The sequence below is a fragment of the Alteromonas sp. ABH4_457 genome (genome assembly GCF_056160625.1).
The window spans coordinates 364506-390343 of the sequence record NZ_JBSWXN010000007.1 but is presented as its reverse complement, the minus strand read 5'-3'; the positions used below and the strand labels follow the sequence as shown (position 1 = coordinate 390343).

At 48.6% G+C, this 25838-nt stretch carries 21 protein-coding genes and 1 tRNA gene; 6 read left to right on the top strand and 16 right to left on the bottom strand.

All coding sequences use genetic code 11. The annotated features are described in order from the left end of the window. Positions 1–81 precede the first annotated feature (81 nt). The 3 genes from ligA to smc are packed head-to-tail and all read right to left on the bottom strand — an operon-like array spanning position 82 to position 6846. A complete protein-coding gene (ligA, locus tag ACXAGR_RS19460; RefSeq protein ID WP_474845820.1) occupies positions 82–2127 on the bottom strand; it encodes an NAD-dependent DNA ligase LigA in 2046 nt (681 codons plus the stop codon). Between the two features lie 50 nt (positions 2128–2177). After that, on the bottom strand, positions 2178–3356 hold the full coding sequence (zipA, locus tag ACXAGR_RS19455; protein WP_474852034.1) for a cell division protein ZipA: 1179 nt from the start codon (positions 3354–3356) through the stop codon (positions 2178–2180). Between the two features lie 19 nt (positions 3357–3375). Next, positions 3376–6846: a chromosome segregation protein SMC gene (gene smc, locus ACXAGR_RS19450; RefSeq protein WP_474852032.1), complete on the bottom strand. Its 3471-nt coding sequence runs from the start codon at positions 6844–6846 to the stop codon at positions 3376–3378. Between the two features lie 260 nt (positions 6847–7106). Between smc and cysZ the strand changes: the two genes are divergently transcribed. After that, positions 7107–7850 (top strand): sulfate transporter CysZ, encoded by a 744-nt coding sequence (gene cysZ, locus ACXAGR_RS19445; protein ID WP_474852030.1) that lies wholly within the window; start codon positions 7107–7109, stop codon positions 7848–7850. Between the two features lie 8 nt (positions 7851–7858). Here the strand turns inward: cysZ and ACXAGR_RS19440 are convergent, their stop codons facing one another. Together ACXAGR_RS19440 and nlpI are read right to left on the bottom strand one after the other, a co-directional pair. Beyond that, positions 7859–9343, bottom strand: a complete 1485-nt coding sequence (locus ACXAGR_RS19440) for an SEL1-like repeat protein (protein WP_474845812.1) — start codon at positions 9341–9343, stop codon at positions 7859–7861. A gap of 12 nt (positions 9344–9355) precedes the next feature. Further along, positions 9356–10246, bottom strand: coding sequence for a lipoprotein NlpI (gene nlpI, locus ACXAGR_RS19435; RefSeq protein ID WP_474852028.1), 891 nt, complete (start codon positions 10244–10246; stop codon positions 9356–9358). A 109-nt stretch (positions 10247–10355) separates the two neighbouring features. Here nlpI and cdd point away from each other — a divergent pair, with 109 nt between their 5' ends. Beyond that, complete coding sequence (cdd, locus tag ACXAGR_RS19430) at positions 10356–10799, top strand: cytidine deaminase (RefSeq protein WP_474852156.1); 444 nt, start codon at positions 10356–10358, stop codon at positions 10797–10799. A 22-nt stretch (positions 10800–10821) separates the two neighbouring features. Here the strand turns inward: cdd and ACXAGR_RS19425 are convergent, their stop codons facing one another. Then, positions 10822–11112 (bottom strand): DUF1244 domain-containing protein, encoded by a 291-nt coding sequence (locus ACXAGR_RS19425; RefSeq protein ID WP_119501227.1) that lies wholly within the window; start codon positions 11110–11112, stop codon positions 10822–10824. 107 nt (positions 11113–11219) lie between these two features. Further along, positions 11220–13340 carry a polyribonucleotide nucleotidyltransferase gene (gene pnp / locus ACXAGR_RS19420; RefSeq protein WP_474852026.1) on the bottom strand — a complete coding sequence of 707 codons (2121 nt, stop codon included), beginning with the start codon at positions 13338–13340 and terminating at the stop codon, positions 11220–11222. 261 nt (positions 13341–13601) lie between these two features. On the opposite strand from pnp, the gene ACXAGR_RS19415 reads away from it, so the two are divergent. Continuing rightward, a complete protein-coding gene (locus ACXAGR_RS19415; RefSeq protein WP_303574229.1) occupies positions 13602–14156 on the top strand; it encodes an HNH endonuclease in 555 nt (184 codons plus the stop codon). 2 nt (positions 14157–14158) lie between these two features. On the opposite strand, the gene ACXAGR_RS19410 is transcribed toward ACXAGR_RS19415, so the two are convergent. The 5 genes from ACXAGR_RS19410 to ACXAGR_RS19390 all read right to left on the bottom strand — a co-directional run bounded on the left by ACXAGR_RS19410 (position 14159) and on the right by ACXAGR_RS19390 (position 20368). Continuing rightward, a complete protein-coding gene (locus ACXAGR_RS19410; RefSeq protein WP_442858461.1) occupies positions 14159–15046 on the bottom strand; it encodes a mechanosensitive ion channel family protein in 888 nt (295 codons plus the stop codon). A 110-nt stretch (positions 15047–15156) separates the two neighbouring features. Further along, on the bottom strand, positions 15157–16404 hold the full coding sequence (locus ACXAGR_RS19405) for a glutamate-5-semialdehyde dehydrogenase (protein ID WP_474852024.1): 1248 nt from the start codon (positions 16402–16404) through the stop codon (positions 15157–15159). Continuing rightward, the gene (gene proB, locus ACXAGR_RS19400; protein WP_474845805.1) at positions 16401–17510 is read right to left on the bottom strand and encodes a glutamate 5-kinase; all 1110 of its coding nucleotides are present in this window, start codon (positions 17508–17510) and stop codon (positions 16401–16403) included. Before proB ends, ACXAGR_RS19405 begins: the two co-directional genes overlap by 4 nt. A 14-nt stretch (positions 17511–17524) precedes the next feature. Continuing rightward, positions 17525–19024, bottom strand: coding sequence for a sodium/proline symporter PutP (gene putP, locus ACXAGR_RS19395; RefSeq protein WP_474852022.1), 1500 nt, complete (start codon positions 19022–19024; stop codon positions 17525–17527). A 345-nt stretch (positions 19025–19369) separates the two neighbouring features. Beyond that, positions 19370–20368, bottom strand: coding sequence for a DNA topoisomerase IB (locus ACXAGR_RS19390; protein WP_474852020.1), 999 nt, complete (start codon positions 20366–20368; stop codon positions 19370–19372). Between the two features lie 403 nt (positions 20369–20771). On the opposite strand from ACXAGR_RS19390, the gene ACXAGR_RS19385 reads away from it, so the two are divergent. Then, positions 20772–21323, top strand: a complete 552-nt coding sequence (locus tag ACXAGR_RS19385; protein WP_474845799.1) for a hypothetical protein — start codon at positions 20772–20774, stop codon at positions 21321–21323. 57 nt (positions 21324–21380) lie between these two features. Here ACXAGR_RS19385 and ACXAGR_RS19380 read toward each other — a convergent pair whose 3' ends face one another. Beyond that, entirely contained in the window at positions 21381–21911 is a 531-nt protein-coding gene (locus ACXAGR_RS19380; protein WP_474845797.1) for a DUF2878 domain-containing protein, read from the bottom strand. Between the two features lie 148 nt (positions 21912–22059). On the opposite strand from ACXAGR_RS19380, the gene ACXAGR_RS19375 reads away from it, so the two are divergent. Both ACXAGR_RS19375 and ACXAGR_RS19370 read left to right on the top strand, forming a co-directional pair. After that, entirely contained in the window at positions 22060–23679 is a 1620-nt protein-coding gene (locus tag ACXAGR_RS19375) for a diacylglycerol kinase family protein (protein ID WP_474845795.1), read from the top strand. 28 nt (positions 23680–23707) lie between these two features. Further along, entirely contained in the window at positions 23708–25012 is a 1305-nt protein-coding gene (locus tag ACXAGR_RS19370) for a DUF2254 domain-containing protein (RefSeq protein WP_474852018.1), read from the top strand. Between the two features lie 2 nt (positions 25013–25014). Here the strand turns inward: ACXAGR_RS19370 and ACXAGR_RS19365 are convergent, their stop codons facing one another. The 3 genes from ACXAGR_RS19365 to secG form a co-directional block, all read right to left on the bottom strand. After that, positions 25015–25173 carry a YqaE/Pmp3 family membrane protein gene (locus tag ACXAGR_RS19365; RefSeq protein ID WP_119501215.1) on the bottom strand — a complete coding sequence of 53 codons (159 nt, stop codon included), beginning with the start codon at positions 25171–25173 and terminating at the stop codon, positions 25015–25017. Positions 25174–25358: 185 nt separating this feature from the next. Next, positions 25359–25443, bottom strand: a tRNA-Leu gene (locus tag ACXAGR_RS19360). Between the two features lie 7 nt (positions 25444–25450). After that, the gene (secG, locus tag ACXAGR_RS19355) at positions 25451–25837 is read right to left on the bottom strand and encodes a preprotein translocase subunit SecG (RefSeq protein WP_119501131.1); all 387 of its coding nucleotides are present in this window, start codon (positions 25835–25837) and stop codon (positions 25451–25453) included. Position 25838: the final 1 nt, after the last annotated feature.

Genomic DNA, 25838 nt, shown 5'->3' with positions numbered 1-25838 from the left:
CGGCAAAATATTTTAGCAAATCAGGTCCGCACAAAAGCTTGCCGGTATCACAACACCGGCAAACTGATGGCAGATTTTAATTTATTCGCCGGAAAGATTATGTTCGCGAAGAAAACTGAGCAGCTTTTCTTCATCCCACACATCAACGCCTAAATCCTGCGCTTTGGTCAGTTTTGAGCCGGCTTTTTCTCCGGCTACGAGGAAGTGTGTTTTCGCTGACACCGAACCGGCAACTTTCGCCCCCAGTTGCTGTAGCAATGCTTTTGCCTCATTGCGTCCCATGGCCGTCATGGTACCGGTCAGTACGCAGGTCTGGCCCTCCAGAGGCAAGTCCCCTGCATCTGCAACCTGAATAGCCGGCCAGTTCACACCTGCAGCGACAAGATCATCAATAATGGCACGGTTATGATCTTCGTGCACAAAGTGATAAATGTGTGTAGCCACCACTTCACCCACATCCGGCACTTCTTTGAGGGCTTCAATGTCTGCGGCAAACAACGCATCCAGATCTTTAAAATGTGTGGCCAGATTCGACGCTGTCGCTTCTCCTACTTCCCTGATCCCCAGAGCATAAAGAAATCTGGGCAAGGTGGTGGTTTTAGCCTTCTCCAGTGAAGTCAGTAAATTCGAAGCCGACTTTTCTGCCATCCGTTCAAGACTGACCAAATCGCCTAACGACAAATGAAAGAATTCAGCAGGACTTTTCACCAGTCCGGCATCCACCAGTTGATCAACCAGCTTATCGCCCAGGCCGTCAATATCGAAAGCTTTGCGTGAAGCAAAATGTTTAAGTGCCTGTTTGCGTTGTGCAGCACATACCAGTCCTCCGGTACATCTTGCTACGGCTTCGCCCTCAGCTTTCTCCACATGAGAATCACACACGGGGCAATTGGCAGGGAATATAATATCCGTAGCATCCTCAGGCCGCTTTGCCTCAACCACAGAAACAACCTGTGGTATCACATCACCGGCTCTGCGGATAACCACAACATCACCCACTTTGACACCCAGACGCTGTATCTCATCCTGATTATGGAGCGTGGCGTTAGATACTGTAACACCGCCCACAAACACAGGTTCCAGGCGAGCCACCGGTGTAATAGCGCCGGTCCGGCCAACCTGAAACTCCACATCCAGTAAGCGTGTCATTTCTTCCTGTGCAGGAAACTTCTGTGCAATTGCCCAGCGGGGAGCGCGGGCCACAAAACCCAGTGTTTGCTGCAAGTCTATGCGGTCAACCTTGAATACCACCCCATCGATGTCGTACGGTAACTGCTCACGCTGCTCAAGAATACGCTGATAATAAGCCAGACAACCCTTCGCGCCTTCAGCCACATCGACCTCAGGGCACAACGGCAGTCCCCAGCTCCCCAGTGTTTTCAGCCGTGCGCTGTGGGTATCTTCCAGTCCGAAATCCTGTGGTGAAACGACACCCAGTGAATAGGCGTAAAACATCAGTGGCCGTTTTGCAGTAATACGGCTGTCCAGTTGCCTCAGACTGCCAGCAGCGGCATTACGGGGATTGGCAAAGACTTTATCGCCCTTTTCACGTTGCCGTTCATTAAGTGCATCAAAGCCGGCCTTTGGCATAAAGACTTCACCTCGCACTTCGATACGGGCGGGGAGATCTTTACCTTTAAGGCGGAGAGGCACATTACCGATGGTCTTGACGTTTTGCGTGATATTTTCCCCTGTCTGCCCGTCACCCCGTGTTGCAGCCTGCACAAGCACACCGTCTTCATACAGAATACTGACAGCCAGACCGTCCAGTTTAGGCTCACAACTGAACATCAGTGTTGAATGGTCTTTCAGGCGGTCACCAATACGTTTTTCAAAGGCGTTCAGTGAAGCTTCATCGAAGGCATTGTCCAGCGATAACATAGGAACTTCGTGGGTAACCTGCTCAAAGGCGGCAAGAGGCGCACCACCTACTTTCTGTGACGGCGAATCCGCTGTCAGCAGATCAGGATGGGCGGCTTCCAGCGATTTTAACTCCTGCATGAGCCGGTCGTATTCAGCATCAGGTACAGAAGGAGCATCTTCCACATAGTACTGGGTATTATAACGGGTGATAGTGTCGCGCAGTGTCTCTATACGACTGGCAACGGAGGCTTTATCTGTTGACATAAAGTGTCTCTTGCAAAGCGCTGCTACAGCAGGGTAACAGCGCTGATGGATCAGTGGCGGGTAATCATTCGCTTGCGTTCAAATTCGCGGATTTTTTCCATGTATTGCTGCAATCCCTGTTTGGTCAGTACACTGCGGCGACCGTCCAGAATTTGCGCATTGAATTCGTCAGCAATTTTCCGGGCTGCATTATGCATCATGTTAAATACCTGATGGGCATCAACCCCGTCGATGGGCAGGATCATGAATAATGACACACCCTGAGTGGTAAAATTCTCCAGGTTATCAATATCGAAAACCCCCGGCTTGAACATATTGGCCAGACTGAAGAGTACAGGTCCCTTACCATTTGAATTCACATGGCGGTGGAAAATATCCTGATCACCGAACTTAAACCCTAATGTGAGTAATAAAGGCAATAATGCGGCACCTGAAATGGGTGTGTCGTCCTGAGCCCGCACATTAACAACGAGCACCTCCTGCTCCACATCCTCTGAAGGAGCAGCGCCGGACTCTGCAGCCGGCTGGCTCTGACTGTCGTCAAAATCAATTCTCATCTGGTCATCACCGAAATTCGGTTCCTGACGACGACGCAGCAAGCCCCGTTTCTTAGCAACTTTCTTACTGTCATTATCGATGTCATGCTCTGAGCTTTGTTCGTCAGACGCATTGTCTTTAACTGCCGGCTCAGCTTGCTGGGCATCCAGCGTAAAATCATCAGCCTGCGGTTCATCTGCGACGGCTTTTTGTTCTTTACGGATAAGAAACTCAGGCGGATCCGGGATGGGATCGTCGTCTGCCTGCTCCGGCGCAACATGCCGGCTACCCTGCATATGAGGTTTAGGGTTGGTCACCACTGAACCATACAGCTTGGTTGCCTGCGCCTGCGGCTCCGGCTTCGAAACCGTCTTTTCGTCCGCATCTTCATTAACGGGACGGGAGACTGGCGGCTCAGATTCTTCATCGCCGCCGGTGTCTGCTACAGGTTTAGAAGAAGAAACCACTCTTACCGCTCCCAGACCTAAATCATCATAACCTTTATGATCATCGCCCTGCTCTGCAGACCAGTCGTCCTGTTCTTCTGAATTGTCATCCTGCCACTGGCCGGGTTCAATACGCTCTTTCTTTGTCGCATTGTTATTTTTTCTTATCTTCCAGATACCATGGGCGAGCACGCCAATAATAAAACAGGTACCCAGGATAAGGAGTGATAAACGTAGTTCATCCATTTAATTCGTTCGCCCTTTGTTATGCTTCGACGAAGGCCATGGCTTCATCAACATCTACGGCAACCATGCGGGAAACCCCTGGCTCTGCCATAGTGACACCTGTGAGGTGCGTTGCCATTTCCATCGCAATCTTATTGTGGGTGATATAGATAAATTGCACCGACTTTGACATTTCTGATACCAGTTTACAGAAACGCCCCACGTTGGCATCGTCCAGCGGCGCATCCACTTCGTCAAGTAAACAGAAGGGCGCCGGATTCAACCGGAAAATTGCAAACACCAATGATAAAGCGGTTAACGCTTTTTCTCCACCGCTTAAAAGGTGAATTGTACTATTTTTCTTACCGGGCGGCCGGGCCATAATTGTCACACCGGTCTCAAGCAGATCATCATCTGTCAGTGCCAGATAGGCAGAGCCGCCGCCAAATACTTTGGGAAAGAGTTGTTTCAGATCCTCATTTACCTGTTCAAAGGTTGCTGAAAAACGGGTTTTGGTTTCTTTGTCTATTTTACGGATAGCACTTTGCAGCGTATCCAGCGCAGATACCAGGTCATCAAACTGCGTATCGAGATGCTGTTTCCGTTCCGCCTGCGTCTCATATTCTTCCACGGCCGCCAGATTCACCGCCCCCAGACGGGAAACCGCTGCGGTGGTTTTTTCCAGTTCCTGTTGCCAGCTCTTTTCATCAGCAGTGTCATCCAGTTCCGGTAAAATTTCTTTCAGAGACTGGCCGGTTTCCTGCAATAATTCGAGTACCGACATGGCCCTTACACGGGCGCCTTCGATATCAATTTTTAACCCGTCTATAACAGTGTTCCGTTGCTGAATTTTCACAGCAACGCCATGATGCCCCTGCTGCGCTTCCCTCAGCAGAGCTTCCACATCGCTTAACGCATTCTGCTTTTCTATGCGCAACGATTCCTGCACTTCCCGGTCTTCGAGTAATTGCGCAAGTTGTGCTTCATGCATCGCCATAGGCTGGCTAAGGGACTGTTTTTCCAGCGTTAATGTGTCTTCACGCTGGCGGTACTCAGCCAGCTGCGCTTGGTTACGCGTTACCTGTTCACGGTATAATTGCTGCTGATTTCGCTGCTGCTGTACAGACAGTTCAAGCTGATGTTTACGGGATTTCTGCTGCTCTGCAGACTGCCTCGCATCCTGCTGTTCGTGCTCGAACCTTTCCCGCTCTGACGACGCATTCTGCTCCTCTTCCTCCGCATCCATCAACTGCATTTCCAGCACTTCAAGCTGAGCCGTCAATGTATCAAGTTGCTCATCATCCCCGGCCAGAGTCTGCTGTTGCCGGGTAAGTTCATCGCGGATTTTTTGCTGCCGCAAGGCTAACTGGGCAACTTCCTGCTTCAGCATGGCTACCTGATGTGCAGCCTGCTGTTGTTGCTGAGCAGAGCGCACCTGTGCCTGCCTGGTGATTTCAAGATGCTCTTCCGCCTGTGTTTTTTCCTCGGCGGCACTGTCTGCCTGAAACTGAAGTTCTGCAAGCTGTTCACTCAGGCTGTCAATTTCGCTCTGCAATTTCGCCATTTGCCCATGACGTTGCAGTGCACCTGCACTGTCTTCCTGTACGGTCCCTCTTAACAACCAGTCTGCAGATAACCATTCTCCGGTTTCAGTGACTACCGATTCACCGGCAGCCAGAGCCGGCAATAACTTCCTTGCTGCCGCCAAATCGGCGACAAGGCGGATACGGTAAAACAATGACGGGATATAGCCGTCATTCAAACATGACGCCAGTGTACTCTCTGCAGGTGGTCTGTCTGTATGAAGTGGCAGGATCCTGTGCCCCTGGGGAAAATGTTCTGCTGAGGCGATGAGGGTTTCCACTGGATACTCTGCTGCCACCAGCGGGTCGTTTAACCACACAGTGACTTTTTCAATCAGCGCCTCAAACCCCGGCTTTACGCTGATACTTTTCCACAGTAATGCAACACCCTCAGGAAGTTCGCCTGCTTCAGCTTCCGCCAGTTCCTGCAACGCTTCAAGGGCTGCAAAACGTGAAGCCGCCTGGTCCAGTTCCCGCTGACAACCTGCCTGAGCAGCGGTTGCCGTCTGATATTGTTCTGATGCGACATTAAGCGCATCTTTACTGATAATCACTTCATCTTCAGCAATAGCGGATTTTTCTGCGGCCAGTTCCTGCTCAGCCTGCGCTTCTTCGAGACGCTGACTCAACGTGTCATAATCCAGTGCCGCCAGCTCATCATTCAATTCACCGATGCGCTGTGTCGTGCGCAGTTGCATACTGGTCACCGACTGGATCTGGCTGTGTAAACCCTGCACCTTTTGCTTAAGAGAATGATAGTGTTGTTCCTGTTCACGACGCTTGCGGTTGTAGTCCCTTAACGCAGATTCCGCAGATTCAGCCCGCTCTTCAGCCTGGAAGATCGTTTCTTCTAACATCAGCAGTTCAGGCTCAGACTGTTCAAGAGACATATCAGCCTTCTCAAGTGCCTGCTCAGCTTCCTGAAGCGACGCCGCTAACAGTTCACGGCGCTGATGAAGCTCTTCCAGTTCAGCTGAAATCTGATTGTCACGCTGCTGACTGTGAAGGGTGTTCTGTTCAATGCGGGTAATTTGCGTGGAAATGGTGAACACAGCCTGCTGAACGTCATCCAGTGCCGCCTTAATGTCTTCCGACTGCGTGCGGTATTTCTCGATACCGGCCTCATCACCACGCTGCTGTGCAATCAGTGCATCCAGCTCATTTTGTTCTTTTGCCAGTTCACCTTCGATCTTTTCAATATGCTGCGTGTGTTTGAGCCAGCGGATGGCAGACAGCTCACCTTTCAATTTCCGTTCACTGGCCTTCAGGGCCTTATAGCGTTGAGCGGCAGCCGCCTGACGTTGCAACTTTTCCAGTTGCCGGCCAAGTTCACCCCGCACATCTTCCAGACGCTCAAGATTGTCCTGTGTGTGCCGGATGCGGTTTTCAGTCTCCCTGCGGCGCTCTTTGTATTTTGATATGCCGGCAGCTTCTTCAATAAATACCCGCAACTCCTGCGGCTTTGACTCAATCAAACGGGAAATCATGCCCTGTTCGATAATGGCATAACTGCGGGGGCCGAGACCGGTTCCCAGAAACAAATCGGTTACATCCCGCCGGCGGCAACGGGTGCCGTTAAGAAAATACAGAGACTGGGCATCGCGGGTTACCAGCCGTTTCACGGCCAGTTCATTATACTGAGCGAATTCACCACCAATTCGACCGCTGCTGTTATCGAAAACCAGTTCAACTGAACACTGACCGACAGGTTTTCGCGCTGAGGAGCCGTTGAATATGACATCCGTCATGGCGTCGCCACGGAGATTTTTTGCTGAACTTTCCCCCAGCACCCAGCGTACCGCATCAATCACGTTGGATTTACCGCAGCCGTTCGGTCCGACTATCGCTGTCATATCACCGGGAAAAGGAATGGTGGTAGGATCGACAAAGGACTTAAACCCGGCCAGCTTAATTTTTTTCAGGCGCACAAAAACCTCTCAGGGAAAAGGAGATTTAAGTTGCCATCAGCCAAGCTGAAGAATGCCTGAAATTGCAGCATAAATAACGGGTTACCGGTGATCAGCGCAAAGGAAAATTATTCTTATCCGCTGACTCTATCAAAACTCACACGCTGTAACAATTGGGTTTTCTCACCGCATGCGGATACAGGTATACTGCATGTGCATACTGGCCCGGCAATTTGAATCCGGTTCAGAACCCAATTTCAAGCGCAGCTTCAGGAGATGTAATGCAAAATAAAAGCGGACTCAGTTATTTTATGACCGGCTTTTCACTGATTAAAACAAAGGGCCTGAAACGGTTTGTATTCATCCCGCTGACGGTTAATTTGCTGCTTTTTTCCGTGGCACTTTACTTTCTGTTCGGCGAAATAGGAGAAGGCATTAGCTGGCTGATGAGCTTAATCCCGCAATGGCTGGACTGGCTTCGTGGTGTGATCAGCTTTTTCCTGTGGCCTCTTGCAGTCTTGTCAGTGCTGCTGATATTTGCATTGGTTTTCGGTACCCTGGCTAACTGGATAGCGGCTCCTTTTAACGGCATTCTGGCCGAAAAAGTTGAGCGTCACCTCACTGGTCAGTCAATCGGCGATGATGGTCTGCTGGACTTAATTAAAGATGTACCACGGATGCTGGGAAGAGAATTTGCCAAATTAATCTGGTACATCCCCAGAGCCATTGTGTTTTTAATCCTGTTTCTGCTTATCCCTGTCATCGGCCAGGTGTTATGGTTTATGTTCAATGCGTGGATGATGGCCATTCAGTATTGTGACTATCCCTACGACAACCATAAAGTACCGTTTAAGGTGATGCGGGCGCACCTGGGAAAACATAAGACACTGTGTTTCTCTTTCGGCGTGGGTGTGAGCTTATTTTCCCTTATCCCGCTGGTGAACTTTATCGTTATGCCGGTGGCTATTTGTGGTGCCACCGCCATGTGGGTTGAACGTTTGAAGCCCGATTTACAAAGCCGCTGAAAACAGTTTTAAAACGGTAACGGTTCCTCGTCGTCTTCTTCAGGAACCGTTTCTTCCGGGTCTCCCCTTCCTGCTCCCAGAAAGTCATTGTATTTATCCAGCCATTTTCCGGCCTTGCGGGTTTGCCCTGCCTTTTGAAAAGACTGAAACAAATTCATGTATACCGGACGCTGCGCTTCAGGGCGGGTAAGTTGCTGGCGCCACAAAGCCATGTAAATTGGTGGAATATCCCCGCTGTCATGGTGTTCAAGAAAGGTAATATGCCCGGAAGGTTTATAGGCACGGATATCGGAACGGGCGCAGCTTTGTGCCGGCCAGATCCCGGCACCGGGCTGCAATGCCCGCCAGTTATCCAGTGTGGAGAGAGGTGAATAGGTAATTTTGCCGTCGAAAATCAGATTTGGTGCATCCCCACTGCCGCAGTACCGTTTGGCGGCATTTTTCCCCAGCGCATATTCATCAACAAATCCGGCAAAGTGCGCCAGCTCATGAACAAAAACCGCATAGGAGTCAATCAGGTCGAGAAACATTACACCGTTATTTACGTTGGCTTTACCCTGCTCTGCAATAATCACAGCATGGGTTAATCCCCGCTTTTCCACCGCATTGGCTAGAGGCCTTACATCACAGCCGAGGCGTCCCTGTCCTTTCCAGTCGCCACCACAGTTCAGACTGTCATCCGTGAGCCACACCGGCGCATCCAGGCAAATTGCCAGTGACTGCAGGCGCTTGTCTTTGCGGAATTCTGTTACGATTTCATCGGCTTTTACGATGGTCGATAACGAAGTAGCAAACAGACCTACTTTCTGGCTGCAACTTTCATCCGTTCTGGCTTTAGCCGGCACTGAGGCTGCGCTGTAAGGCGAATAGGTTGACAGAATACGTCTGACCTTCCCCGCCATTTCATGACCGCTGTCAGCTGCCTGAGCAATCCATTTACCGGCAGCCTTACGTTTACCGTCTGCCCACAGCAATCTGCCATACTGAAAGGCACTTTGCGGATAATCATTAGCGGTTACACGAAGCCACGGTCTCGCTTCTTCCGGCTGGGCATGCAGTAAGTACCAGTCAGCAAGTGCTGCCTGACCCGGCAAATAGCCTTGTCCGGCGGCCCGTTTAAGCCAGGTTTCCCGTTTTACCGGGTCATCCGTCGTCATGGCGAAGGCCAGCTGAGCTTCGGGCACATTGCCGATAGCAGCCAGACTCATCAACCGGTCACTTTTCGCATCATCGCCGACCAGTTGATACAGTGCCCAGGCCGCATCGGCGTTATCCAGAGCAACCAGCTTATTAAGCCAGAACGCTGAACCCTGCATAGTGGCCCAGGCCACAAGGCGGTCTTCTGCTACACCGCTGCCGTTTGAGGCTGCCAGCCATAACAGTGAAGCAGGGTTCGATGCGGACTCTGCATTGTGAAGGAGTTGACGGGTATCACGACCTGAGTCAGACCCTACCAGCAATATAGCCAGCAGTGCTACGATAAATCCACGCATACAGGATTCGGGTTATTCAGTATCGTCAGCGGGATGGCGCAAACGGTTCAGCTCAATTCTGGCATAACGGTGCTCCACATAATCATACACATTGGTACTGAGAGCCAGCTTGAAATAATTTGAAGCGATCCCCTTGTTTCCCAGCGCGCTATGGTATTTACCGAGATAGAAATAAGCCTCACAAAGACGATCTGTCAGCTCTTTCTGGCTGGAGATGCCTTCGATAAGCGAATTGAGTAACGCCGTTTCACTGGATGTGCCTAAAAACAAATCAACCAGTTTCACCGCCCAGTGTCCGGGATTAAGCCCCGGCCGCACGGCGACCAGCCAGGCCCTGGCATCAACCGGATCGATATCGTGTTTGGCAAAGAATGTCCACAACACTCTGAAAGGGTCTGTTTCGTCTTTAGTCTGAAAAGTAGTGAGATCGTCGATGGCCAAATCAGCGCGACCGCCGTAGTACAGTGCAATACCACGGTTTAAAAATGCGAAGTCATATTCCGGATCGATATCAAGGGTCGAATCAAATGCTTCGTATGCCTGAATAAAATCCAGCTGCTGCACAAAATGAATACCGATTGAATTATACGCTTCCGCCATGTCCGGCTTCAGTTGCAAAGCCTGCGTGTAATCATACTGCGCCAGACCTGCCAGGCCGACACTGTCGTACAACATACCGCGCTGATAAAGTAACTCAGCACGATCCCCGTCGGGAATAGTCGCATTCGCCAGTACCTGATTGTACCGCGCAATTGCCATTTGAGAGCGAGGATTGACCGGCGCTGGTTCTGCGAGTAACAGGTTCCCCATTTCTCCTTTGGGTTGCGCTTGTTGTGAACTGGCACAGCCGGACAAAGAGACCGCCAGATAAGAAAAAAAGATGAGACTAATGACTTTACGCATGTTAAAAATGGATTCACTCGCTATGAAAATGACGTGGCGCGGGCAAACTGTCTTCCTGACAGTCATCCGATGGCTGACACCATCGCCGATTTGATAAAAAAAGTAAAGCCTGAGCCACCAGAGAGATGTAATGGAAAATAAAAGAATAACACAACTGAAAGAAACAGCCCAGGCAGCAAAGCAACATGCCCATGCCCCCTACTCCGGTTTTCAAGTAGGTGCCGCCGTGCTCACCACCGGTGACAGTATCTTTGCCGGCTGCAATGTAGAGAACGCGGCTTATCCGCTTGGTCAGTGTGCAGAAGCCACAGCCATCGGAGCAATGATTGCAGGAGGCGCCCGACAAATTAAGGCCATTGTAATAGCCAGTCCCAATGACAGCTTCTGCTTCCCTTGCGGCGGATGCAGGCAAAAAATAGCTGAGTTTGCAGGTGATGACACACCGGTGATTCTGGTGACTGACGACGGTAAAACAGAAACCTATACTGTTGGCGATTTACTGCCCCATGCTTTTCGTTTCAGTAATTTACAGGCTGATAAAGAACACGCATAAAAAACGGCCTGCCGGCCGTTTTCTATTTTTTCTTCGCTTCCATGGCTGCGAGCTGCTCAGCGGTAGCCGGCAGCTGGTGTTTTTCCTTCCACTCGCTGTAAGGCATACCGTAAACCGCTTCCCTGGCCGCTTCGTAGTCTACGTCAACACCTTCATCTGCCGCTGCCTTGCTGTACCATTTAGCCAGACAGTTACGACAGAAATCCGCAAGAATCATCAGGTCGATATTCTGCACCTGTTTATTATCATCCAGATGTTTCAGTAACCGGCGGAAGGTTGCTGCTTCAATTCTGGTCTGTTCATCGCTGGTCATATTCCACTCCTGATCATTATCCGTGTGCACCGGCGAGCCGGCAACGGACAGGTAAAAAACAAAAAGGGCGCCAGAAGCGCCCTTTTTAACAAGGTGAAAATAAAAGCTTATTCGCCTTTATCTTCTTTTGCTTCTGCAGGAGCCGGCTTTTCAAGCAGCTCTTTGATGCTCAGACGTACACGGTTCTGACGGTCAATTTCCATGACTTTCACGTCAACCATTTCGCCTTCTTTCAGGTAGTCGGTCACTTTGTTCACACGCTCGTGAGCGATTTGTGAAATGTGAACCAGACCTTCCTTACCAGGCAGTACTTCTACGAATGCACCGAAGTCTACGATACGGGTGATCTTACCGTTGTAGGTTTTGCCTACTTCGATTTCAGCCGTTACGCCTTCAATCATGCCGATCGCGATATCTGCTTTAGCACGCTCTGTGGCGAAGATCTTGATAGTACCGTCATCTTCGATTTCGATGTTGGTATCAGACGCTTCAGTGATAGAACGAATCATCGCACCACCTTTACCGATTACGTCACGGATCTTGTCCTGATCAATCTTCATGGTGTAGATGCGCGGAGCAAATTCGCTCAGCTCTTCACGGTGACCGGTGATCGCCTTATCCATTACGCTCAGAATGTGTAAACGGGCTTCTTTTGCCTGTTTAAGTGCAATCTGCATAATTTCTTTGGTGATACCTTCGATCTTGATATCCATCTGCAGCGCAGTGATACCGTCGTTAGTACCGGCTACTTTAAAGTCCATGTCACCCAGGTGATCTTCGTCACCCAAAATGTCAGACAGAACTACGAAGTTTTCGTCGCTCTTAACCAGACCCATTGCGATACCCGCAACAGACGCTTTAATTGGTACACCGGCATCCATCAGGGCCAGAGACGTACCACATACAGACGCCATTGAAGATGACCCGTTAGATTCAGTGATTTCAGAAACCACACGTACTACATACGGGAATTCTTCTTCAGAAGGCATAACCGCCTGAATGCCGCGCTTCGCCAGACGACCGTGGCCGATTTCACGACGCTTAGGCGAACCGATCATGCCGGTCTCACCTACACAGTATGGAGGGAAGTTGTAGTGCAGCATGAACTTGCTGTCACGCTTGCCCTGCAATTCGTCAATCATCTGTGCGTCACGTTCTGTACCTAAAGTGGCAACAACCAGTGCCTGCGTTTCACCACGGGTGAATACAGCAGAACCGTGAGTACGTGGAAGCACGCCAGTCGCAACGTCAAGGGCACGAACCATAGCTGGATCACGACCGTCAATACGTGGCTCACCGGCCAGGATGCGTGAACGTACTACGTCACTTTCCAGATCGTGCAGCAGGTCAGACGCTTCTTTCGCGTCCTGTTCAGGATTCGCTTCAAGAATTTGAGCCAGCGCTTCTTCAGTAACCTTAGTTACCGCATCTTTACGCTCAAGCTTGTCAGATATCTGGTAAGCCGCAGTCATGCCGCTTTCAGCCAGTTCTTTTACTTTCGCTTTCAGTTCGGTGTTTTCAGCTTTAGGCGCCCAGTCCCATGCCGGAGTATTTACTTCAGCAGCAAAAGACTTAACAGCTTCAACAACCGCTTGCGACTGTTCGTGACCGAACATTACCGCACCCAGCATGACGTCTTCAGACAGTACGCTGGCTTCAGATTCAACCATCAGAACAGCACTTTCAGTACCGGCAACCACCAGGTCAAGCTGGCTTTCAGGCTGCTCAGAGAAACGTGTATTCAGGATGTACTCACCATCTTTGTAACCAACACGGGCTGCACCAACAGGACCGTTGAAAGGAATACCGGAGATAGCCAGTGCCGCAGACGTACCAATCAGTGAAATGATGTCAGTCGGGATTTCAGGGTTCGCAGAAAGTACGGTAACAACAACCTGTACTTCATTGAAAAAACCTTCCGGGAACAGTGGACGGATTGGACGGTCAATCAGACGGGCTGTCAGTGTTTCGCCTTCTGAAGGACGGCCTTCACGTTTGAAAAAGCCACCCGGGATTTTACCGGCAGCGTAAGCTTTTTCCTGATAGTTAACCGTTAACGGGAAGAAATCCTGATCGGCTTTCGCTTCTTTTTTACCAACTACAGTTACCATCACAGAGGTATCGTCCATGCTGGCGATGACGGCTGCAGTTGCCTGACGCGCGATAACGCCAGTTTCCAGAGTTACAGTATGCTGACCATACTGAAAAGAATGAGTAATAGGAGTCACTATTTGTCCTTTATTTTCTTTAATATATATATTCGCTTTTGAACGCGGCGCATAGTATAGCCGCGATAATTACCTAATGCCATTATCAAATGCCTGAAAGCCGCTGACTGCCGGATTTATCTCCTTAAACTGCAAAGATTTTTTGATTTGCTGTTTGCAGGCGAATTAAACAACAAAAAAACTTGGCAATTGATTACTTTTTCATCATATTGAAATATAAAGCAGTATGCTATAAGAGTCACACATGAGGAGATGTCCCTGATGCTGGTATTAAGACTCAACAAAGCGGGTATGCCACAGGAATGGGTTTTGCCTGAAGAGGCTGCAAGGCTTTATTGTCAGGACAAAGTGTTGTTCGAACTTGGTGCGACCGCCTGTACCCTGCACGGTGGCTGGAATAATGCCGGAATCCGGAGCGAACTGACGTTATCCAGCATTATTGCCTGCGACGGAAAAGTGACTGATGTAAGCGGAAAGATTGCGTTATGTAACCGTTATCTTTTCCGCCGGGATGATCATTTATGCCTGTATTGCGGTCAGCGCTTCAGCCCCGGCCAGCTCACCCGCGACCATATCATTCCACGATCCCGTGGTGGTCAGGATAAATGGACGAATGTCGCCACAGCCTGCGGGCGCTGTAATCACGCCAAGGGAGCCCGTACACCGGAAGAAGCTAACATGCCGTTACTTGCCGTTCCTTTCAGGCCAAATCTTTATGAACGTTTCTACCTGATGAACCGGCGTATTCTGGCTGACCAGATGGCTTTTCTGAGCAGTCACTTTTCACGACAGCGTAACTGGCAGGAAGGCGTATAGCGCTATTCCTCTGCTACCGTTTTGCCGGACGGGCGATTGGCTGTGGCAATTTCACTGTGCCACAGCGCCATCCAGTCTTCTGATATTTTTTGCTGCAACGTATGGGCTTCATCAATGGGGCAGAACAAAGACACGGTGATGCGCAATTTAGCAAACTGATTGGTTTCAATTGCGATATCCGGATCGATATCAATAAACTCCGCTTCCATATGGCGTTCGATTAAACTTTTATAACGTCCGGCGACTTCACGGAAATGTTCGCAATGCTTCAGCGTCCGGGTTTTAAAAGCAGGCAGAATTGCATAGGGATTCGTCTCCGGCTCCATGACCAGAGTAAAACTGTGCAGGGTGTAGCGTCGCAGGAAGTTAAGATTTCTGATTGGCTGGGTAACCAGCTGGCTGTTCGGAATATACAAATGCTTACCGGTGTAGGTATGGGATTCGGGATCGACTTCCAGCAGCGCGGTTTTAGCCCAGTCCATTTCCACCACTTCACCACGAATATTATTCATCTCAATCCAGTCACCCACGCGAAACGGCCGGGCGCCGAGGTAATAAATAAATCCCATAAAACACTGAATGAATTCACGGGTAGCAAAAACAATAGCCACCATAAAAGCAGCAATGGAGATTGCGAGGTTCTGGATTTCGGTGGACCATACCATGATCAACAGCACCAGTAAGGTTGCGTTACCCAACTGTTCAATGATGTTGATGGAATGACGTCTGTCTTCGCCGGTTTTTTTACTGCGTTTTTTAAGCAAACGTAAAATGGCACGTTTAGTCAGCAAAAAAACAATGATCAGGACTGCAGACGCCGGCAGTTTGTGGGACTGGGAAAAATCGGCAACCTGTTGCCACCAGGCTTGAAAATCAACGCTGATGTCTATCATAAAACCTACGTAAGAACCGGATTAACATAAAAAAACACCGGGCTGTTGCCCGGTGCTTTGGATTATCGCAATTCAGTACTATAAGTACAATGCGGACCAGTGAAAAGTTACGATCTCACCTGCCCTGTTCCGTTAACGAGGAATTTCTCAGCGGTGAGCGATTCCAGACCCATCGGGCCATAGGCATGCAATTTAGTGGTTGCGATACCAATTTCTGCTCCCAGCCCAAGCTGACTGCCGTCAGAAAAACGTGACGAAGCGTTTACCATCACAACTGAGGCGTCCACAGCACGCTGGAAGTAGTTCGCTGCATCAGCGTTTTCGGTACAAATAACTTCGGTGTGGTTACTGCCGAAATCAGCAATATGCTGAATAGCGGCATCGAAGTCTTCAACCACACGTACGGCGATTTCCAGTCCAAGGTACTCTTCACCAAAAGCATCATCAGCAATAACATCTGCATTATTGAAGTACTGCGCACCTTTGTCATTTACATGCACTTTCACATTGTGCTCTTCAAAGGCTTTCGCTACCTGAGGTAAAAAGTCACCGGCAACAGCCTGATGCACCACCAGACCTTCCAGTGCATTACACACACCGGTACGCTGTGTTTTACCGTTCAGCAGCAGCGCCATGGCTTTATCCAGATCAGCATCTTTATCTACGTATAAGTGACACACGCCTTTAAAGTGCTGGATTACCGGCACTTTAGAATTGTCTGTAACGTAGTTGATGAGCCCTTCACCACCGCGCGGAATAATGACATCAATGTAATCACGCTGCTCCATCAACTCCTGCATTAACGCACGGTCCGGATCAGGAACCACACTAATCAACTCTTTCGGTAACCCGTGCTTTTCAAGTACATCCTGCAATAACCCGGCAATTGCCAGACTGGTATCCAGCGCTTCTTTACCGCCACGCAGGATAACGCCGTTACCGGATTTAAAACACAGTGCACCAGCGTCAGCCGTTACATTAGGTCGTGCTTCATAAATCATGCACACTACGCCTAACGGGATACGCATTTTCTTAATTTCAATGCCATTCGGACGGGTACCGATGACCCGTTCCTGTCCGACAGGATCGTCCAGCGAAATGATCACTTCAATGCCTTCCGCCATGGCTTCAATGCGTTCATCATTCAGCGTCAGACGGTCAATCATAGCTGCATCCAGACCATTTTCTCTGGCCCGTGCAACTTCTTCAGTGTTGACGTGTTTAATTGACGCTGTATTAGCACGGAGAGCCGCTGCCATGTCTTTAAGCACGGCATTCTTCGTGCTTTCATCCAGTACCGCTAATTTCTGTGCGGCTTGTTTGGCATTTTTTGCTAATGTCGTAATTAAACTCATTCTTTCTCCAGATTTGCTAAATTCTTTTTCGAAATGATGGGGCCGGTTTTTTCTTCAAACTCCGACGCAAACTCATCATTTTCCTGATTGGCGATAAAGTTAAGCAGGCAACTGCTGTAATTCGAGCGTGCCTTCACCAGTTTGGTCCCGTCATCTTTTCTGACGATGATGGTGTCTCCCACCGAGAACTCACCTTTAACGTCCACAATTTCTTTGCTGGTCAACGATTCTGCATCTTCAGACAGGATCGGCGCAAATTCACTTTCTACGATCACCTCACCCTGCGCGCGGGTTGTGTGTCTCATCCAGTGCTCGTTTTCTGCCATCGGCTTCTCATGAGCAATGAAGTGAGTACCCGGATTTTTTCCGTCCAGCAGCATATTAAACGAAAGCTCGGTAAAACCATTAATAATGAAAGTATCTATACCATGCGATACCGCTTTCTCTGCTGCTTCAATTTTCGTGCGCATGCCGCCAGTACCCACACCGCCTTCAACAGCCCCACCAGCCATGTCATAAATTTGCTGATCGATATGCTCAACTTCCGACAGTAAAGATGCATCATCATTGGTATGCGGATTTTTATCATAAAGACCATCCACATCAGAACAAATAATTAATGCATCCGCATCAGCAGCTGCTGCTACCATCGCAGATAAGTTATCATTATCGCCAACTTTCAACTTGTCTGTTGTTACCGTATCGTTTTCATTTACGATAGGAAGAATGTTGTGATCAAGCAGACTGAAAATCGTGTCCCGGATGCTCACGTAACGCTCACGGTCACGTAAATCAGCATGTGTCAGCAACATCTGTGCCGAAGGAAAGTCAAATAACCGGTCCCAGGTAGCCATCATTTCTGTCTGACCCGCTGCGGCCATCGCCTTCTTCACAGTAATATCGGTACGTTCTCCATCAGGGAACTGATGTGCACCTGCGGCTACTGAGCCTGAAGATACCAGCACAACCTGTGTTCCCATCGCACGGCATTTCACAATGAACTGTGCAATACTGAGCAGATAGTGACTGCTGCAGCCTTTGCGGTTCGGTGAAATTAAAGCACTACCGACTTTAATGACAATGCGATTCCAATTTTTACGTATCATAATATCAATTTACCTTAAGATTGTTGATTCGCCAGTTCCCGGTTCGCTTCGCTGAACATCGCCGATACTTCAGACGACGGGGCCTTGCCCATAGCGGAGAACAACCACAGTGTTACTGTGCTTACAGCAAACCCGGGGATAATTTCGTAAATAACACTACTCAGTGTTTTCCCATCTTCCAGGACAGGAACATAAATCCAGAACAATACCGTTGCCGCACCACTGATAATACCAGCCAGCGCTGCGTTATGTGTCAGGTCACGTTTATACAAACAAAACAATACCAATGGTCCGAAGGCTGCACCAAAGCCTGCCCACGCATTGCTCACCAGAGACAAAATTGTATTCGACGAGTCCAGTGCCAGTAGCAACGCTGCTATCGCAACCCCTGCTACACCAAAACGTCCAATTTTCACGGTGTCTGATTCACTCACCTGTTTCTTACTGACCACACGATAAATGTCTTCAGTCAGTGAACTCGCCGATACCAGCAACTGCGATGAAATCGTACTCATGATCGCAGCGAGAATTGCTGCCATCAAAAAACCGCTGATTAACGGATGGAACAATAATTGAGAAAACACAATAAATATTGTTTCCGGATCGTCAATCGCAAGGCCAAACTGATTAGCATAAGCAATACCGACAAACCCCGTTCCCAGTGCACCTGTGATTGTTACCAGCATCCACGACATACCAATATTCCGGGCAGTAGAAATTGCCTTTACTGACCGGATTGCCATGAACCGTACAATAATGTGCGGCTGGCCAAAATATCCCAGCCCCCACGCCAGACTGGACACCAGTCCAATCAAAGTGACGCCTTCCCAGGATGCGACCAGGCCAGGTATCGACTCATGAGCTGCATTATTCATTTGTGCAATACTGTCAAACTCTGTGAATGCAACAACCGGTACGAGTACCAGAGCGACAAACATAATGCATCCCTGAACGAAATCGGTCATGCTGACGGCTAAAAAACCACCAAGTAGAGTATAGGATACAACCACGCCCAGCGTGATTAATAATCCCCACTGGTACTGTACGTCGAAAGCACTCTCAAACAGCTTGCCCCCGGCCACCAGACCAGCAGACGTATAAAGCGTGAAAAACATCACGATGATGGCAGCAGAAACAATTCGTACTCTTGCGTCGGATTTACCGAACCGTTTCGCGAAAAATTCGGGCACAGTCAGTGAGTCATCTGCTACTTCTGTGTAAACCCTCAGTTTGGGTGCCACCAACAGGTAATTAGCCAGTGCACCGGCAACCAGACCGATAGCAATGTAAAGCGCATCAAATCCCGATAAATACATCGCTCCCGGTAATCCCATTAACATCCAGCCGCTCATGTCTGAGGCGCCTGCTGATAACGCTGTAACCTGAGGGCTGACCTGCCGGCCGCCGAGAATATATCCTGAGATATCGCTGGTAGATTGCCTGTACGCAAATAAACCAATTCCCAGCATTGCCAGAAAATACAGGGCTAAAGAGATGTAGCCTTCAAATTGCATAACCGGTATTCAGCTCCTTACTTTAAACAGATAAAGAAAAAGGCGCCGCATGCGCCGTTTTGTTTACCTGACCAATTAATTTGAGTTCTAACTATAGCAAAAAAACGCAATTACCTTCAAGTCTAATTATTTGAAACACTGACTTTACGGCTTCTTGCTGCCAATTTCTTCATTACCGGATTCAGCAACACTCCAACAATAAAAGAAAATGCAAATCATTGTTTTAGAACATATAAGCAACAGAAAAATAAATTAGCTTAGCTATCAGACACAGCAATTCATGCCAGTTATACGCTAAAAATTGTTTTTCAGATTAAAACTACCCTGTTCAGCAAGTTGACAGTTTTATGACACAATAATTTGAGCAAGACGCTGTTCAATCGCCGAAATGAGCTTGTTGCCTGGTTTATTCTTTTCCAATATCCCTTCGATCTCCATCAGAGTCTGCTGACGATTTTCTTCCTCTTCACACAGAGAAATTAGTTTCGGGTGAATGTAATATTGCCGGCACACTGAGGGCGTATTGCCGAGCATGGAAGCAATGTGCTTAACAAAAGTCGTATCCCAGCGCCGGCGCTGGTTTTGCAGATACAAATTCTCCACATCCGGCAGTGACAAAAGACCGAAACGGGATGCCCCCCAAGTTCTGAAATCTTTGCAGGAAAAATCATCGCCAAGACGGGAGTGAATAAAGGCATTCACGTCACCACTGTCAACGTCCTGCCAGCGGCCATCATCACCGGTGTAACGAAAAATTGCGTAACCCTGCGCCTGCGCACTGTCACACACCAGGCTGGCTAATTTTGGATCTGAGATATCTACATGACGCTCCTTTCCGTGCTTTCCGGTAAAACTCAGCGACACCGCTTTACCCTCTTTCTCAAGATGCTGCCTGCGTAATGTGGTTAATCCGAAGGTACTGTTTTGCTCAGAATAGACCTTATTACCTGCCCTCAAACCCGTGTGGTCTAACATCAGGCAAACAAGGGCCAGACTCTTTTCGCGGGACCATCCTTTAGTGTCTACAGCACGCCAGCAGAATTGCCGGAATTCCGGTAAAGCGTCTGCAAAGTCGCTGAGTTTCGAAAATTTTTCCTGCTGACGTTGTTTATGCCAGTTGTCGTGATAAATATATTGTTTGCGACCCTTTGCATCGATACCGGTTGCCTGCAGAGGTGCGGAAGCGTCACCCGCAATGTGTACATCACGCCAGTTGGGAGGAATCACCATTTTACGGATGCGATTAAGCTTGCGCTTATCCTGCAGTTGCCTGCCACTCTCGTAGCAATAACTGAAGCCCTTACCTCTGCGCTGACGCACAATATTTAATTCACTTTTTTCCATGTTACAGTCCGGTCTAAAAAAAGATGGATGCTCTGGTGCGCCCTTTAACAACCCTAAGCAAATAAAAAGCCAGACCCCTTCGTGATGCTTGCAGGCAACTCATATCGCTGGCGTACGTTTTTTTGTCGCCGGAAACACTGCGGAAACACTGGTTGATGAGTCTGAATAATTTTCAGTAGTTACGAAAATTATTCAGACGAGACCATGAAAATCTTATATTCACCTCTCTAGCACTTAAGTAACTACAATAAAAACAAGAACCTGCAAAAAGGAATAAAGTTTGAATATATCTGTTTGACCATGAGTATTTGAATATATTAATCAGGTCCGGTGTTAAGAAATAGTTTAAGCGTGACACGTGTTGTCTTAATCCCGCTCTGAAAGGAACGTAAAGGTAAGAAATATGAGTAACAAAGCTACATTGACTGACATTCATGCGATTGTACATGCTGAACACATTCAGGTAGCTGCTGTCTATGATTCACAGCAGGATGCGCTCAATTCGATAGCGTCTGTTATCGCTGAAACCGCAGTTGAAAAAGATCAGATTACTTTGATAAACCCTATGGACCCTCATTTCAGTGAGAAACTGGAAAGAGTCAGTAGTAAAATAGGCAAAACATTATGGTCGTCTCACCTGAAGCTGGGCTTTGCCGGGCTTGTTGCCGGCTTAATTGTCGCGGCTCTGCTCGTCCAGTTCGGACCGGCACTCACTAAAAACAATCCCTTATTCACGTACATCGCGCTAATCAGTCCGGGACTGTTTATCGGGCTGTTCATCGCAGGACTGACAGGATTACGTCCTGACCGGCACGAAATTATTGAAACTGTCAGATCGGCCATAAAGCGCAAGAAGTACGCACTTGTTGTGAACCTGAAAAAGGGTCAACAAGTTAACAGCATAAAAACGTTGCTGGGTTCGCGGGGACACAAGGTCACTGAAGCAATTCAGTAGTACGGATGACTGGACTGACGAATGTCTGGTCTCATTACCCTGTCGTCCCGGCTGCAATCAGCTCCCAGCAGCGGTTTTGCCTTCCCGGCCGTTGAGAAAGGCATCTGCGTAGAGACCAAGCGGAACCGTAACGGCCCATAGTGCACTGAGTATGCCGAGGGTTAATACCGTATCAGCCGGAAATACAACGGCACCTGCCTGTGCACCGGCGTAATAGCTCAGCGGACCTGACACGGCGCCCAACACTGCAGCAAGAGCATATCTGCCCTGTAAGTAATCGAGGCTGACACGCAACATTAAACCAAAGGCAATCCACAACGAAATAAGCCATATAGGTATCAGCCAACCTTCATAGTCACTGAATGCAAAAAATCCTGACCAGAGCAACGCGCCATCAATGACACAGCCATAAATGGCAATCCCTGCAGCCATTATCAGGTCCGTTTTTTTACGGGGAGACAGGATGAAAAACGCGGCAATAAGTAGCCCGATAATGGCGACATGCTCCGAGGTGTAAAGAATAGCCAGAAACCAGATAGTCTGAAACCAGACAAAGTACAACACTTTTCTTATCGCAGAGGCCGGCATAGGTTTCCTTCAGGTAATCAGGTTAAAGATAAAATGAAAGTGACAACAGCGAATATATTTCTCCTGTTGCTAACAGGATTTTTAACCGTTTTAGTATTTCATTACGTAATGACAGCAGCATAGTTCAATACAGGAAAGGAGACACTTTGTGAAAATGGTGAAGTATTATCTGGCCGGCGCGATATTAGCATTTGCACTGGGTTTTCTTATTCCCTGGTGGCCTGCAGTTGTTGTTTTTTGGTGGAGCGGATTTTCACTGGCAGCCGTTTCACTGGCGTACATCGTAAACTACCCTGCTCTTTTTCGTAAACGTGAAGACGGCTCTATCCCCTTCTACATCAGGTGGATATTCATCCCTTTTTTACTCGGTACGGGAACCTATAATGCATGGGCTAGAAAATACGACAAAGTACCTCCTATCCAAAGAATTGAGCCTCAGTTGTATCTTGCCTGCAGATTGTCAGGTAGTGATGTCGCGGCGCTGAAAGAAGAAGGCGTGGATGCCATTCTTGATGTCACGGCTGAATTTGATGGCCTTGACTGGTCTGCGTACCAGTATGACTGTGCTTATCTGAATATCCCTGTTCTTGATCATACCAGTCCGACACCGGAACAACTTACCACTGCCATAAACTGGATCCAGCAGCAAACGTCAGCAGGAAAAAAAGTCGTTGTACATTGTGCACTGGGACGGGGACGTTCAGTACTGACAGTTGCAGCCTGGTTACTGGCAAAAGATCAGACGCTCTCAGTGATGGATGCCATGAATCAAATCCAGTCTGTCAGACAAACGGCCAGGTTAAACAAAAAGCAACTGGCGGCACTTAAGAGTGTTAAATCTGGTGGCCGCCTCAAATTGACACGTACATTGTGCCTCATCGCCAATCCGGTCGCCGGTGGCGGTAAATGGGAGCAGGAAAAAGAACATATTCTTTCAGAACTAAACCCTCATTTCAGGGTAACGGTAAGTGAAACCACCCCGGAATACTCAGCAACGGAGCTTGCTGAGAAGGCGCTCAATCAGGGTACGGATATCATTGTCGCCTGTGGCGGTGACGGAACAGTCACTGAAGTAGCCAGTGTATGCACAGACAACCGTGCGGTGCTGGGTGTTATTCCTCTTGGCACGGCAAATGCCCTCAGTCAGGTATTCCATGGTTACATCAGCAAACTCATGCCCATTCAGACGGCCTGTGATGTCATTATCGACGGACACACACGGGCCGTTGATACTGCAATGTGCAACGGAGAACTGATGTTACTGGTTGCAGCCGTAGGCTTTGAACAGGAAATGATTGCGTCTGCTGACCGTGAAGAGAAGAACGAAGGCGGACAGATGGCTTACTTGCGCGGTTTATGGCAGGCAATATCTGCAAACACCGACATGAAACTGGAGGTCAGTTTTGACAATAATGAAACTGAGACCATTACTACTCCGAGCTTCGTTATAGCGAATGCTGCACCGGTGACCACAGCACTGGCTCAGGGCGGCGACGAACCGGACGTAACCGACGGAAAACTGGACATTACCTGGCTGACCTCACAGGAGGACAGTGAAACACAGTTTCTATCGCTGGCCGAACTTATCTTCACGACTAAAACCAGTAAGCAAAATTCAGGGCGAATAAAACACAGACAGGTAAAAAGTATCACCGTCACCCTTCCTGAGCAGGCAAGTTATGCCATCGACGGAGAAATACGTGAAGCAGATAAGCTGGAAGTACAAGCGATACCCGGCAACCTCACCGTACTGACTGCCCGCGATTAGTTCGAACAGGAAAAGGGAACGCCTGACTATGATAAAACCTGTCACCAGCTTTGCCAGAGCAAGATGGGAAGGAATACGTGCCAGTTACTGGTTTATACCAGTATGCATGATGTTTACTGCATTTTTGCTGGGTTACACTCTGATTTACTATACGCCGGAGGTAGTGTCTGAAGCGGTATTCAAAAACCTTATCCCTCCGGTACCTGCCGAAGAAGCCAGTGATCTTATCTCTGCAATTGCAACGTCTATCATTACTGCCACGAGCATAGCGTTCTCAATGACACTGGTCGCTCTGACCATGGCATCTTCTCAGTTCGGGCCCAGACTGCTGCAGACATTTATGGACGACCGCGGTACCCAGTGCGTACTGGGGATCCTCACCTCCACCTTTATATTTTGCTTAAGCGCACTCCACCGCATCAGTGTCAGTGACACCGATTTGGTTATATCTTCAGTACTCTCGCTGATTGTCCTTGCCATCGGTATTGCTGACACTCTGGTATTAATTTATTACATTCACCATATCGCCAGATTTATTCAGGTGGATGAAATCATTAACCGCTGTTACCGCGAGTGCACTGACAATCTGAAAAATTTATTTGCACTGACCGACGAGGAGAAGGGCCACCATCGCCTTGCACCGGCCCTGATCAACGATAGTCCTGTCACTACGCATCTCTCGCTGGACAAAGCCGGGTATATCCAAACCATAGACTATCTCAGCTTGTTGTCCGGTGACGGTATTGACGGCGTGAAAGTGTATGTTCGTGCCGGTGATTATGTGGTACCCGGTGAAACAATTATCACTGTGCACAGCAGTGAAAAGCTTAGCAACGACAGCCGTGATTTTTATCTTTCGTGTTTTGTGCCGGGTAAGCGCAGAACATCATTGCAGGACCCGGAATTTTCATTAACGCAACTCGTGGAAGTGGCACTCAGAGCTCTGTCACCCGGCATCAATGATCCGATAACAGCAATGACCTGTGCAGACCGTCTCACAGCCGTTTGCTTACTGATGTCCGAATGTGAATTTCCCTGTGACACGGTGATGAACAGTCATGTCGACGTGTGGATGCAACGAAGGACTTACACCTTTGAGTCTGTTCTTAACACTGCATTTGACCAGATAAGGCAGGCGGGCTCATCTCACGTGGATGTAATGTTGCATCTCCTTGGCTGTCTCAAAACATTGAAAGAAAAGTTGCCGGAAGAATACAAAGGGACAATTCAAAAGCAGGTTGAGGCTGTCAATGACCTTGCAGCCCTACATCTGCATTGCGAAAAAGACAGGAAAGATGTTACGGCTGCCGTGAATGCAGCCGCAACAGTCTGAACTTAACGGGTTGCGATGATATACACTGCGTGAACGATTCCAGGGATGTAACCCAGTAACGTCAGCAGAATATTAATCCAGAACTGCACCCCGATGCCAACCTGTAAAAATACACCCAGCGGAGGCAGTAAAATTGACAGTAATATGCGAAGAATATCCATAGTTTTCCCTTTCTGTTGACTAATAAATACAGTTACAAGGGATGAAGCCAGAATGATGCCAGAATGTTAAGGGCAAATATGAAAAGCCGCACTGTCCGCTGAGTGTTACCTCCGGCTAACCGCAAAGAAGGACAAATATTACAGACATAAAAAAAGCCCCGGCGTTTAAGCCGGGGCTTTCAGTTTGGTGCGGAAAGCGGGACTTGAACCCGCACGACCGAAGTCACCACCCCCTCAAGATGGCGTGTCTACCAATTCCACCACTTCCGCAAAACTTTTAGTTAGGAATATCACCTTCTGCTGAATCTGTTGCCGGTACGTCAGAAACCGGAACATCAGATGCATCTGCAGCAGGAACATCATCAGCAGCAGGTAATTCCTGTTGCTCTACAGGAACTTCAAGATCCTGCCAGCCGTCTTCGGCTTTTTCTGTGTTCGCTGTGATGTTACCTAAGAATAAACTCAATACAAAAAATAAGGTAGCCAGTACAGACGTGGTTTTGGTCATAAAATTACCAGAACCCGAAGAACCGAATACGGTATTAGAACCACCGCTACCAAACGAAGCGCCCATGTTTGCACCTTTACCCTGCTGGATAAGTACAAAACCAATAAGCATCAACGCTACAATCAAATAAGCGACTAAAAGCACTTCGTATAACATA